This window comes from Rufibacter sp. LB8 (genome assembly GCF_014876185.1).
GTDB lineage: Bacteria > Bacteroidota > Bacteroidia > Cytophagales > Hymenobacteraceae > Nibribacter.
In genome coordinates this window covers 3,281,415-3,293,558 of sequence record NZ_JADALJ010000001.1, presented here as the reverse complement: position 1 = coordinate 3,293,558, position 12,144 = coordinate 3,281,415, and the positions used below count along the sequence as shown (strand labels likewise).

Annotated in this window: 15 protein-coding genes; 3 read left to right on the top strand and 12 right to left on the bottom strand. The window is 51.9% G+C overall.

The window, feature by feature from the left end; translation table 11 throughout:
* Window positions 1-404: 404 nt before the first annotated feature.
* The 7 genes from IMY23_RS13805 to IMY23_RS13775 all read right to left on the bottom strand — a co-directional run bounded on the left by IMY23_RS13805 (window position 405) and on the right by IMY23_RS13775 (window position 4,827).
* A complete protein-coding gene (locus IMY23_RS13805) occupies window positions 405-1,199 on the bottom strand; it encodes a ZIP family metal transporter (protein ID WP_192822646.1) in 795 nt (264 codons plus the stop codon).
* 8 nt (window positions 1,200-1,207) lie between these two features.
* The gene (locus IMY23_RS13800; protein ID WP_192822645.1) at window positions 1,208-1,942 is read right to left on the bottom strand and encodes a cyclopropane-fatty-acyl-phospholipid synthase family protein; all 735 of its coding nucleotides are present in this window, start codon (window positions 1,940-1,942) and stop codon (window positions 1,208-1,210) included.
* A gap of 57 nt (window positions 1,943-1,999) precedes the next feature.
* Window positions 2,000-2,275: a heavy metal-binding domain-containing protein gene (locus tag IMY23_RS13795; RefSeq protein WP_192822644.1), complete on the bottom strand. Its 276-nt coding sequence runs from the start codon at window positions 2,273-2,275 to the stop codon at window positions 2,000-2,002.
* An 82-nt stretch (window positions 2,276-2,357) separates the two neighbouring features.
* Entirely contained in the window at window positions 2,358-2,651 is a 294-nt protein-coding gene (locus IMY23_RS13790) for a hypothetical protein (RefSeq protein WP_192822643.1), read from the bottom strand.
* A 44-nt stretch (window positions 2,652-2,695) separates the two neighbouring features.
* Window positions 2,696-3,295 (bottom strand): YcxB family protein, encoded by a 600-nt coding sequence (locus IMY23_RS13785; RefSeq protein ID WP_192822642.1) that lies wholly within the window; start codon window positions 3,293-3,295, stop codon window positions 2,696-2,698.
* A gap of 149 nt (window positions 3,296-3,444) precedes the next feature.
* Window positions 3,445-4,302: a carboxylating nicotinate-nucleotide diphosphorylase gene (nadC, locus tag IMY23_RS13780; protein WP_192822641.1), complete on the bottom strand. Its 858-nt coding sequence runs from the start codon at window positions 4,300-4,302 to the stop codon at window positions 3,445-3,447.
* Window positions 4,303-4,425: 123 nt separating this feature from the next.
* On the bottom strand, window positions 4,426-4,827 hold the full coding sequence (locus tag IMY23_RS13775; RefSeq protein WP_192822640.1) for a DUF4783 domain-containing protein: 402 nt from the start codon (window positions 4,825-4,827) through the stop codon (window positions 4,426-4,428).
* A gap of 142 nt (window positions 4,828-4,969) precedes the next feature.
* Between IMY23_RS13775 and gpmI the strand changes: the two genes are divergently transcribed.
* The 3 genes from gpmI to IMY23_RS13760 all read left to right on the top strand — a co-directional run bounded on the left by gpmI (window position 4,970) and on the right by IMY23_RS13760 (window position 8,376).
* A complete protein-coding gene (gene gpmI / locus IMY23_RS13770) occupies window positions 4,970-6,514 on the top strand; it encodes a 2,3-bisphosphoglycerate-independent phosphoglycerate mutase (RefSeq protein ID WP_192822639.1) in 1,545 nt (514 codons plus the stop codon).
* Between the two features lie 343 nt (window positions 6,515-6,857).
* Window positions 6,858-7,457 (top strand): hypothetical protein, encoded by a 600-nt coding sequence (locus IMY23_RS13765; protein WP_192822638.1) that lies wholly within the window; start codon window positions 6,858-6,860, stop codon window positions 7,455-7,457.
* 34 nt (window positions 7,458-7,491) lie between these two features.
* Window positions 7,492-8,376 carry a hypothetical protein gene (locus IMY23_RS13760; RefSeq protein ID WP_192822637.1) on the top strand — a complete coding sequence of 295 codons (885 nt, stop codon included), beginning with the start codon at window positions 7,492-7,494 and terminating at the stop codon, window positions 8,374-8,376.
* 90 nt (window positions 8,377-8,466) lie between these two features.
* On the opposite strand, the gene IMY23_RS13755 is transcribed toward IMY23_RS13760, so the two are convergent.
* From IMY23_RS13755 to prfA, 5 genes are all read right to left on the bottom strand, one after another.
* A complete protein-coding gene (locus IMY23_RS13755; RefSeq protein ID WP_192822636.1) occupies window positions 8,467-8,889 on the bottom strand; it encodes a secondary thiamine-phosphate synthase enzyme YjbQ in 423 nt (140 codons plus the stop codon).
* Between the two features lie 9 nt (window positions 8,890-8,898).
* Window positions 8,899-10,320 (bottom strand): hypothetical protein, encoded by a 1,422-nt coding sequence (locus IMY23_RS13750; RefSeq protein ID WP_192822635.1) that lies wholly within the window; start codon window positions 10,318-10,320, stop codon window positions 8,899-8,901.
* Window positions 10,321-10,356: 36 nt separating this feature from the next.
* Complete coding sequence (locus tag IMY23_RS13745) at window positions 10,357-10,650, bottom strand: type II toxin-antitoxin system RelE/ParE family toxin (protein ID WP_192822634.1); 294 nt, start codon at window positions 10,648-10,650, stop codon at window positions 10,357-10,359.
* Complete coding sequence (locus IMY23_RS13740; RefSeq protein WP_192822633.1) at window positions 10,647-10,871, bottom strand: hypothetical protein; 225 nt, start codon at window positions 10,869-10,871, stop codon at window positions 10,647-10,649. The genes IMY23_RS13745 and IMY23_RS13740 overlap by 4 nt, the downstream gene beginning before the upstream one ends.
* A gap of 179 nt (window positions 10,872-11,050) precedes the next feature.
* On the bottom strand, window positions 11,051-12,124 hold the full coding sequence (prfA, locus tag IMY23_RS13735) for a peptide chain release factor 1 (RefSeq protein ID WP_192822632.1): 1,074 nt from the start codon (window positions 12,122-12,124) through the stop codon (window positions 11,051-11,053).
* Between the last annotated feature and the right edge of the window lie 20 nt (window positions 12,125-12,144).

The following is a 12,144-nucleotide window of genomic DNA, read 5'->3' as shown; positions in this document are numbered from 1 at the left end:
TGCCGAAGGCACTAGGAAGCTGGTACAGCGTGAGAGGGGAAGGCGGGGCCTCGCGGCCGTGAGCGCTCGGAGCCATAATATGGAAAGAGCCGTCTTGTGAGGCAAGGGATGCAACGGGATTTTGGAAGGAAAGCAAATAGCGTGCACAAAAGCTGCTAGAACCGCAGTTCAAGTTGTTGGTGAGAACACCAACAACGGCGCAGGGAATTGCTTGAATTAGCAAGAAAGAATCTTCATTAGAACCTTCGGCAGGCTCAGAATGACGTTCAATTTCTATCTACGAGAGCTTCGCTTCGTTCGCTCCTTTCGGCTCCCGCCTCAGGAATGCTCAGGATGACCATTAAAAGTAAGATTCTGTTTTCAGGTTCAATTCTGGAAATGAAGCCAAAAACGGAAACCTACTTTTACAGCATACCCGCCCCAATAGCCACGGACGCACCCAGAATAGTGGCAATCAGCTTGCCGCGGTTAAACCGGTGCTCTGGGCTGGTTTCAAAAAGAATGGTGGTGGAGATGTGCAGAAAATTACCCACCAGCAACCCGCTCAGAATGGTATAGGCTTCACTAGAGAGTAACCGCTCCAAGGCCACGTAATTACTGAACAACAGACCCGCCGGAGCAGCCGCCGCAAACAGCAACAGATAGAAAAAGGCCTTCTTAAAGCTGTGCAACCGCGCCACCAACACAGACATTAAGGCAATAGCCGCCGGAATGTGGTGCAGCGCAATGCCCGCCAGAATGTGGTAGAAATTGTCGCCGACGTGGGTGTGCGCGTGCAGGTGTTCATGGGCCTGCTGGGCCGCCATTCGGCTGGGGATTAACACACTTCCCTCTAACAGAGAATGGATGATCAACGACACCAGCAACAGCACGGGCACCGCGTGCGAATGGGACTGCTTGTGGGCGTGCCCTTGGTGGTTGCCATGCGCATGAATGTGGCCGTGCTCCACGCCGTGCGAGAAAACCTCCAGCACTAGTTGCAGGAAAAAACCGGCCAGAATGTAGAACCCCACGCGGTGCGGGTCTTGCGTGCTGAGCAGCACGTCTGGCAGAATATGCAGAATGGTGAGCGAGAAAAGATAGGCACCGCTGAACGCCAAAAGCAATTTCAGCCAAAGTTGGTTGTTCTGCGGCAGGAATTTCACCAGCCAACCAGACAACAACACCGTGAAGAAAAGAAGGGAAACCGCTAAAAACATACAGGTGATTATTTTTTCAGCACGAAAATCATGCGTTCACTCTTTTCTGGGTCAAAAGGGCCCAGGGCATAATCCCCGAACACGTTTCTGACCCGCAGCTTCGCCATCAGGAAATACTCCATAAATTCATCATACTGCAGGGCGCGTACCCGTTCCACAAAGGCATAGTCCTGCCCCTGGTCCTGGAATTTGATGGTCTTGAGGATGAACCCGAGCTCCACCCGCCGGGTGATATGGAAATCTATGCCGCCCTCGGTCTTAGTTTCACGGGCCACCAGCCGGTCAATCACCCGCCGCGAGTTCATGAAGTCAATGACCAACTCGCCGCCGGGCCGGAGCGAGGCCGCCGTGGACTGCAAGGCCACCACGTTCTCACAGTCTGCCGCAAAATACCCGAAGCTGGTGAACAAGTTCAGAATCAGGTCAAACCCGCCGGGCCTAAACACGTTGCGCATGTCATGCTCAAAGAAATGCAACCGCTCGTTCTCAAACTGCTTGGCAAAGGCAATACTTTTGGCGGAAAGGTCAATGCCGGTCACGTCAAAGCCTTTCTGGTTGAGGTAAATGGCATGGCGGCCCTTTCCGCAGGCCAGATCCATCAGCTTGTAGGTGGGCTTGGGCTGGAGGTAGGTCACCAAGGCATCCATGAACCGCTGGGCCTCCTGGGCGTCACGGTTCTTGTACAGAATGTGGTAATACGGTGAGTCAAACCAAGTGCTAAACCAATCTGGGGGCTGTGCCATGCGTTCCGCAGGAAAAATGGCCGCACGTACAAACCCGCGCGAACCTATACAGGAAAACTAGTTTTGCAGCGTGCTGTCTGGCGCCACGTAATCTGGGTTTTTCACCAGGTCCATGCCGCACACCGGGCACTTGCCGGGGTTCATGCTGGCACTGTTGGCGCACTCCATGGGGCAGACATACGCCATTTGCTTGGTGCTGGTAGCCGTGGAATCTGCGGTAGCCTCAGCTGTGGCCGGTTGGCCTTCTTGCTGAACAGTTTTGGTGTCTTGGGCACAGGAACCCAGCGCCAACGCCATCATCACCGACAGAGAGATAGAAAGGATTTTTTTCATAGCTTTTTAGAATAGACACAAATCCCGTTTTGGGGCTCATTTTCAGAAACGAGCCCCAAAACGGGATTGGCCGGTAAGAAGACTAGTTGTGGTTTTCTACGGCTTCTTTCTGGTTGGTCTGCTGGGCAGGCGCTACTTCTTTAGAAGTGCCAGGCGCTGTTTTCTTCTCGTGCTCGTCATGGTTGATATACACATTGTCACGGGTTACTTCATCAGAACGACCGTTGTCAATGTTAGATGTGTTGTTGCGCTCTCCCGGAGGCACAGAGTCCATGGACACTTTGGTTTCTGGTCTAAGGTCAGAAGGCTCGCTGCTGCAAGAAGCCAACGCCAATGCACCAGTCACAGCAAAAACAGATAGGGTCTTTTTTATCATTTCTCAGGATGTTTAAGTCAAAAACGGGTTTCTAGGTTAGACGCTTAGGCGGCAATAAAGTTTTTACGGCGCAACAGGGATTCCATCAACTTGATGTCATTGGGGCTGTTGAAAATTCTGAACGGCAGCTGCAGGAAAATAGGCACGTTGAACGTCTTGGCCAGCCAGCCTTTGAAACCGGTGGGCAATTGGTCTGCGCTGGGGCCTTTCAGGTAAAAGAAGTACGAATCCTTGCTCTGGGTCACGCGCTCAATCATGTCCCACTGCAGGGCCATGCCTTCGCGGTCATTGCGTTTCATCAAAATCTGGCGTTGGTCAATCTCAAACATCACGCGCTCAAACAGCACGCTGCTCTGCTCCATCTGGGTAACGCCCATCACCTGCGCAGACCGCACCAAGGCGTACAAGATAGTCACTACCACCGCACCGGCAATCCACCACCAGGAGAAGTCAAACACCACCGGCAATGACAAGACCACCAACGGAATCAAAGCCCGCCACCATTCTTTCTTCCACACTTGCAGCAGAGCCAACTTCGCGTACGCGTTCTTGTCTAACTGATTCTTCTTGGTCTTGATGGCCAACGGATTTGATGCCTGTTGCTGCTGTACCCGTTGTCCTCCTCGTTGGTTTGGTTGCATCATAACGCTTGTGGTATCACGTAGCAAGTATCAGGTATCATGTACATGATGTTCACTTGCCAACTTGCTGCTTCCTACGCTTCTACCTTTATTAATTTAATTATTCTAAGTACTCGTTAAAAATCTTGCTACTTGATACGCACTACTTGATACTAATAAGCTTTTAGGCTCAAATCTAAACTGCGGTTAGAATGCGTTAAAGCGCCTACGGAGATGAAGTTCACACCCGTCTCGGCTACTTCTCTGATGGTTTGCTCGGTAATGCCGCCGCTGGCTTCGGTTTCAAACTTATTGTCAATCAATTGCACGGCTTCGCGGAGCAGTTCTATGTTAAAGTTGTCCAGCATGATGCGGTCAATGCCGCCAATGGCCAGCACTTGCCGTACTTCGTCTAAGTTTCTGGTTTCTACTTCAATCTTGAGTGGTTTGCCCAAGTTTTTCAGATACGCGTGCGTGGCGTCAATGGCTTGTTTAATGCCGCCGGCGTAGTCCACGTGGTTGTCTTTGAGCATAATCATGTCATACAGCCCGAACCGGTGGTTGGTGCCGCCGCCAATCAAAACCGCCCATTTCTCCATTAACCGGAAGTTGGGCGTGGTTTTGCGGGTGTCCAGTAGTTTAGCGCCGGTGCCTTCAATCAGCTGCGCGATGCTCTTGGTGTAGGTGGCAATGCCGCTCATGCGCTGCATGCAGTTCAAGACCAGCCGCTCAGCCGTTAAGATGGACTGCGCCTTTCCGTGCACCGTGAATGCCACATCGCCGTGCCTGATTTCAGCGCCGTCTTGCAACAGCACTTCCATACGCAGCGTGGGGTCTACTTCATGAAAGATTTTCCAGGCCAGTTCAACCCCTGCCAGAATGCCCTGGTCTTTCACCAGGAGCTTGGCTTGGTTGGTGGCAGTTGCGGGAATGGCTGCCAAACTTGAATGGTCGCCGTCGGCAACGTCTTCCTGCAGGGCCTGCCGGATAAACGCTTTGATTGCTTCTGGGGTAAGGTACGGAGCTTTCACGGTGCAAAAATAAAAAAAGGCACCGAACAATCGGTGCCTTTTCAAACTATAGCTGTAAACAGCAGGTATATTTTTACTTTATCTAAGAATCTTACGGCTTGCGTCTGATATCTTATGTCTCAATTACTTGAATTCAATGGTGTCAATGCGGTAGGCGTCGCCGTATTTCTTAATCTTCACCACCACGCTGTAGCGGCCGCCTTTGTGGTTGTATTTACCGATGGCGTAGCGTTGTCCGTTCTCTGAGCCGCCTTCATGGTCAAAGCTGAAACCGGCGGACGGGTTCTTGCTGAAGAAGTTGCGTAAGACCATTTCGGCCTGGCTTTGGCTGTAGCTGGCATTGTCGCCGTCAATACTAACCTCTACGCGGCTGTTGAAATAGCGGGCCAGGTCTTTGGAAGATCCAGACTTGAGCGCCGACTGTATGCCGCCCATCACATCAGATTGTGCAGCTACCGCACCGGCTCCCATCCACATGCCCAACAGCACCACCGTCATCGCTACCAATCTCTTTATGTTTTTCATCGCTTTCTATAAATCAAGTTCTACTCAAGTAAGCCAAAACTATGCCAAAGACGTAGGGTATTAGCCGCTTAAATATACGGGAAATCTGTAGATTCAAAGGGCTTTCCATGCTTTTTACAGGCAGGCTTGTATCTTTACGCCCATGAGCAAGAAGGTACTTCTAATGATTTTAGACGGATGGGGCCTGGGCACCGACCCGTCTGTTTCTGCCATTGAGCACGCCCAGACGCCGTTCATAGATTCTCTGTTCCAGCGGTTCCCGCACGCACGGCTGGAGGCGTCTGGCGAGGCCGTGGGCCTGCCCGAAGGCCAGATGGGCAACTCTGAGGTGGGCCACATGAACCTGGGCGCCGGCCGCGTGGTGTACCAGGACCTGGTGCGAATCAATGTTGCCATAAGAGAGAAAACCCTGGGCCTCACGTCGGCGCTGGTAGATGCGTTCCAGTTCGCCCGGGAAAACGGCAAGCCGGTGCACTTCATGGGTTTGGTCTCTGACGGCGGCGTACACTCTCACATTGAACATTTAAAAGCGCTTTGCTCTTTGGCCCATGAACAAGGCTTGGAGAACGTGTTTGTGCATGCCTTCACAGACGGCCGCGACACAGACCCCAAAGGCGGCCTGGACTACCTCACAGATTTACAGAACCACTTAGATACTTCTACCGGAAAAATCGCCTCCATCATTGGCCGCTACTACGCCATGGACCGCGACAACCGCTGGGAACGCGTGAAACTGGCCTATGACTTGCTGGTGAAAGGCCAAGGCCGAAATTCTATAAACTGGCGCGAAGCTCTGCAGGAGTCCTATGACGAAGGCGTGACCGATGAATTCATTCAGCCCATTGTCTGCCTGAACCAAGACGGCGCGCCGCTAGCCCATATCAAGGAAGGTGATGTGGTCATCTGTTTCAATTACCGCACAGACCGCGGCCGCGAAATCACCCAAGCCCTCACCCAACGCGAATTCCCGGAGCACGACATGTTCCCGCTGAGCCTGCGCTACTACACGCTCACCAATTATGATGACACGTTTGTGGGCGTGCAACCTATTTTTGATAAAGATAACCTGGCCAATACGCTGGGCGAAGTCCTGGAAAGCTTCGGCAAGACCCAAATCAGAATAGCCGAAACCGAGAAATACCCGCACGTGACCTTCTTCTTTTCGGGGGGGCGTGAAAATCCGTTTGAGGGCGAGAAACGCATTATGTGTGCTTCGCCGAAGGTGGCTACCTATGACTTGCAGCCTGAGATGAGCGCCTTTGAGATCAGAGACGCCATTGTGCCGGAGATTACTGCCGAAAGCGCTGATTTCATCTGCCTGAACTTCGCGAATCCCGACATGGTGGGACACACCGGCGTGTTTGAGGCCGCCATCAAAGCCGTGGAAACCGTGGACCAATGCGCCCAGGCCGTGGTGACCGCGGCCCTGGAGCACGGCTACGCCAGCATTGTGATCGCAGACCACGGCAACGCAGACGTGATGCGCAACCCAGACGGCACGCCCAACACCGCCCACACCACCAACCTGGTGCCCATCATTCTGGCAGACGCCACCTACAAAGGCGAAATCATGGATGGCAAACTGGGAGACATTGCGCCTACGGTATTGGCATTACTCGGCTTGCAGGCCCCGGCAGACATGACTGGTACGTCTTTGCTGATTCCCACGGAAGGACAACTGGTTTAATTTCTGTTTTCGGGCTCGTTTTCAGAAATGAGCCCGAAAACAGGAATTTGGCCCAAGCGTTACGAGGCGCTTGAGCGAACGGCATGGCGTCATGTAGCGCCGTAGCACTGACACGACGAGGTTCTACGCAGCAAGCCTGGTTCAATTTAATAATCGCCTACATTTGCAACAGGCATCGCTTTGAAGTAAGGTCTTCTTCCAAAGAAACTTCCTCGTTGCATAGAGACATGTCCTGTCAGTGTCACGACGCTTCTTTTCTGACATGCGTTTTGGGGCTCGTTTCTGGAAATGGAGCCAAAAACGCAGACTGCCGCTTTTTCTTCACCTTGAATTACAACTTTGCATGACCAACTTGAAAAAGCTTTTCTTCTTTGCCTGTGTCGCCGCTATAATTGGTGTGCAAAGCTGCAATGACGCACCCAACCCTGCCGGTCTCAGCCCGCAGAACACGCAGGCGTTTGACGTGAACGCGTTCCTGGCGCAGGAAGCAGAAGCGCTGAACCAAGCCAAGGCGCCTGTCTCCAAGACCGTCACGCAAGCTGACCAAAAAGCGGAGACCAAAACCATTTCTGGGTTAGACTGGGCGCAGGAACTGGCTCCTTTTTCAGACACAGACATCAACAAACCGGCTTTGATGGGCCTTTTCAACGAAGAAAAAAGCACCAACGCCGCCGGGCAAACGCAGCATAGATTCACGGCCAAACCAGACGCTTCCACCAACGTGCAGGAAGTAATCTACACCTTCAACAGCCAGAACCAACTGGTGCAGGTAGACGCCACCATTGTGCAGGAGAACATGCTGTTTGAAACCAAGAAAGTTATGCAGCTGGTGGCCCAGCCAGAGAAAACGCCGCGTCTGCAACGCTACCGTCTGCAGGAAACCCAAAAGCTGCTCTTTATGTCTGAAGATGCCTACGGCGTGGAAGGCATCGTGCAACTGTAAATTTCCTCCCGCCGATCTCTATTTTGTCTTCTGCATGAAAAAAGCACTCTTCGTTTTACTGTTTTTATGGGTAGGGCATAGCGCCATTGCACAGGATTTGGTGCTTACCCAGGCCGGCGATTCCATTAACTGCAAAATTAAGAAGGTGCTCCCCGCCAGTATTTCGTTTGCGCAGGTGCAGGACGGTAAACTGCAGCAGCGCACCCTGCCCAGAGACCAAGTCAAGCTGTTCCAGTACAATTACTATCCGTCAGATTATGACGTCATTAACACAAGCAGCGTAACCAAAAAGCCTAATGTTTCTCAGCAAGAACTACCTAGGTGGCGGTTTGGGATTGGCGGAGGCTTGGGCTATCGTACTGCCTCTACGGGAGATGTTCCCCCAATTATTGAAGAATACTTGAATGGTTTAAAGTTGGGAACCACGTTCAATGCCACTGGTACCTATTTTCTGCGTCCATTCTTAGGCTTCGGGTTCACCCATTCTTCTTTTTTTGCGGCTAGTCAAATAAAAGACCAACCAGTAACCACTAGTAATGGCAATACCTTTGTTTTAAATGTTAGTGAAGACACCTACATGCATTTCACTGGACCCACTGTTACAACTCGCTTTGCAAACGCAAGCAGTATGAACTCTTTCCAAGGCTCCTTTGGAGTTGGGCATATGGGCTACCGAAACTATCTTAAAAATGGCGGTGAAATTACTCTTGAGGGCAAGACCCTGGGGTTCACTTTGGAACTAGCCTATGACTTGCCTATCTCTGACCATTGGGCAGTGGGTTTCCAACTGTCATCAGTCATAGGCTCTTTCACTGAAGTAGAAGTCACCACACCTACCCGCAAATACAAAGATTACCTGGAAGAAAAAGAAGATTTGAATAGGATTGACCTTACCATAGGGCTCAGGTTCACCAAGTAGAATTCCTTTGCCGCCGGTCGGGAAGTCAGTTCTTCCGTTTTCGGGCTCATTTCCAGAAACGGAGCCGAAAACGGGAATTCCTGCTTGAGATTACTGGCCTTGAAGTGTGATCAGCAGCGTACGCTTGCCCCCATGGTCGCGGTGTTCGCAGAGGTAGAGGCCCTGCCAGGTGCCCAAGTTAAACCGGCCTTTGGTGATGGGCAGGGTGACAGATGCGCCTAGCAAAGATGCCTTGATGTGGGCGGGCATGTCATCGGGGCCTTCCAGGGTGTGGCGGTAATAAGGCGCGTTCTCGGGCACGGCGCGGTTGAAATGCTGCTCAAAGTCATGCCGCACGGTGGGATCAGCGTTCTCGTTCACGCTCAGGCTGGCCGAGGTGTGCTGAATGAAAATATGCGCCACGCCTATCTTTATCTCTTCCAGTTCCGGCAACTGTGCTTCCACCAAATCTGTGATTAAGTGAAAACCCCGTTTCACGGCGGGTAACCTGATGGACTTCTGAAACCACTTCATAGGCTGCGCTTAATCAATCACTTCCAAGGCCCCGGCATCTGGCGTGGCGGCATCACGCGCCTTCCATTCATAATCCACCAAGATGCCGCTCACAGGAATGCCCATTTTATTGGCCGGCGAAAGCTTCATGATCTGGAAGTCAAACTTAGGCGCATCACGGAACATGGGGTCTTGGTTGATCTTGTTGCCGTTGTTGTTGAAGACTGTCTGATACTGCTTTGTCTTAAGCAGAGCATGGTTGATGTCAATGGTAGAACCAAGTCTAGACGGTTCAAATAGCAGCTCGTCTTCTTGTCTTCCCCAGACAATACTGTTCGCCATGGTGAGTTGATAAGGCTTTATTCTGCGGGGAGTTGGCTCGCCTTCAAACTGCAAGGTTTCCAAGAACATAACAGAAGGCTTGGTTCTAATGAAGGAGTCACTATAATTGGCCAGAGTGCTGTACAGAATAGTATACCGCCCACCGCCCACCCCGGCAAAGGCATGTTCACCGCAGTTGGCAATCAGGCTGTTCACCATAGTCACGTCTCCGCCCATGCTGAAAACGCCGGCCTGAATCATATTCTTCAGAAAGACATGTTCCAGCGTGACTTCTCCTAAATCATTGTCCTGGGCCCGCACCAAAACGCCGATTACCGCATTTTTGATCTCGGCGAACCGAATGACGTTGCCCCGGCTTTTCTCCCCAAACTCCAGCCCAATCCATTGGCCCGGCGCCTGGCGGTAGCGTTCTTCCTGGCGTATCTGTTGGAACCGCACCTGTTTTTCCTTTTCGCCCTGTACCATGAGTTTTCCCAGCACTTTGAGTTTGGCCCCGTTCTGCAAATAGATTTGCGCCCCGGCGGCAATGGTGAGCGTGCAGCCTTCTGGCACCGTCACAGAATCATAGATCACGTGCGCTTTGCCGGCAGTCCAGGTTTGGGTGCAGAGGACTTCACCGGCGCGGTGGTAAATGGCGTTCTGGCCGTAGGCAATGAGGTTGATGTCCTGCACGTTGCCGTTGGTGGTGAACACAATGGAATCCTTGATCAGAAACGGCGCGTCTGTGTTGTCTGGGTTGATAGTGGCTTTCACCAGCACCAGCACAGAATCTCCTCCGCGTACTTCCACGTTTTGCAGCTGCGGCCCCGGCTGTCCGTTCACAAACACCTGAAACGCTGAACTGCCCAGCCCCGCCACTTTTATCTGGGAAATGCGCACCGCGTTCTGGCTGGGGTTGTAGACTTTCACGCGCTTGGTGACCGTGCCCACCTCGGTGAACACCGTATCAAATTTCACGGTGTCCAGTTCAAACCTTAACAGTGCGCCCGCGTCTGGCGTGAATTCCTCGTCTTTGGGTGTACAAGAAACCACTGACCACGCCGCCAGACACGCCACGGCCAGGCTTTTGAGCCAGAAGCGCCAGAAAGGTTGAGGATGGGTGTGGGGCATGAGAGCGAGGTTTGAAGTAAACGATGAAAAGGCCTGTTATCTTATGTTTTGCGGATTTTGGCGGCTGTCAAAGAGATATACAATGTAGATAGCCTGTTCTTTCACTTCGTAGAATATGGTGGTCTGCTTAGTGAGAACGGCTTTCCGGAGACGAGGCGCAAAGGTAGAGGCCGGGAAAACGTTTGGGAATCTGCTGATGATGTTAATCTGCTCAGAAAGCTTTCGCTTGAAATTGAGAACTTCCCTTTCCATCCAAGTGGAGGAGATATACTGGATGATGCTTTCCACGTTTGCAAGGGCTTCCTCGGTCCAAAAAACCTGGTAATTCATAAGCCAAACCGAGCTTTAACTTCGTCATGCGGGGTCACGCGGCCGGCCTCCACGTCTTTCAATCCGCGTTCTAGGCTCTGTTTTTGCGCTGGCGTTAATTCTTGCCACCAGTCAGCCTCTGACTTAGAGTCTTTCACCACTTTCAGATATTCAATGGTGTCAGCATCTTCTAGTTGCGCCAGCCATTCAATCAATTCCAGTTTTATAGCTTCAAGTCCCATGGTCGTTTATGTAAGGCAGCCTTTTATGTACGCTAAATTTAAGAAGATTATTCTCCTTCCCGTCAAAAATCCACAACGCCCAATTTCCGTTTTTGGCCTCATTTCCAGAAACGAGGCCGAAAACGGGCATTAAAAAAGCGCAACCCAAACAGGCTGCGCTTTTCGTTGTTATGTTGAAATTACGCGGAGGCGCCTTCTTTCAGGCGTTCGGCGTTCTCGGCTATTCTGAGTTGCTCCACAAATTCGTCAATACCGCCGTCCATCACGGTGGGTAAATTATAGACGGTTAGACCAATGCGGTGATCGCTCACGCGACCTTGCGGGTAGTTGTAGGTTCTGATCTTATCTGAACGGTCGCCGCCGCCTACCATGCTTTTGCGCTGCGCGCCTTCAATCTCGTTTTTCTTGGCCAATTCCTGCTCGTAGATACGGGAACGCAACACGGCCAGGGCTTTGTCAAAGTTCTTCATTTGCGATTTCTGGTCCTGGCACTGCGCTACCAAGCCTGTAGGTATGTGGGTCAAGCGAACCGCCGAATACGTGGTGTTCACACTCTGACCGCCCGGGCCAGAGGAACAGAACAAATCCTTTCTAATGTCATTCATGTTCAGGTCAATGTCCAGTTCCTCTACTTCTGGGAGTACCACCACTGACGCTACCGACGTATGGATACGGCCCTGGGTCTCGGTGGCGGGAACGCGCTGTACGCGGTGTACGCCTGACTCAAACTTGAGCTTGCCGTACACGTCTTCGCCCTTAATGCCCACAATCACTTCTTTGTAGCCGCCGGCGGTGCCTTCCATCACGTCAATGACCTCCATTTTCCAGCCCTGCTTCTCCGCAAAACGACTGTACATGCGGTACAAATCACCGGCAAAGAGAGAGGCTTCATCACCGCCCGCGCCGGCGCGAATCTCCATGATAATGTCTTTGCTGTCATCTGGGTCAGTGGGGATCAACATCTCTTTGATGCGTTCCTCCATCTCGTTGCGCTGCGGCAGGAGTTCGTCCAGTTCTTCTTTGGCCATCTCCCGGAAGTCTTCGTCTTTCTCCGTGGAAATAACTTCTTTGGTGTGCTCTATGTTGCTGAGCAATAGTTTATAGCGCTCGTACTCCACCACGATCTTCTCCAGGTCCTTGAACTCTTTGTTCAGGGATTTATATCTTTTGAGGTCGCTGGCCACGTCTGGCTGGATGAGTTGCTCGTTCACCTCTTCAAACCGCTGCTTGATCGCTTCCAGTTTATCTAACATCTTCTGCTTTACTTAATTCA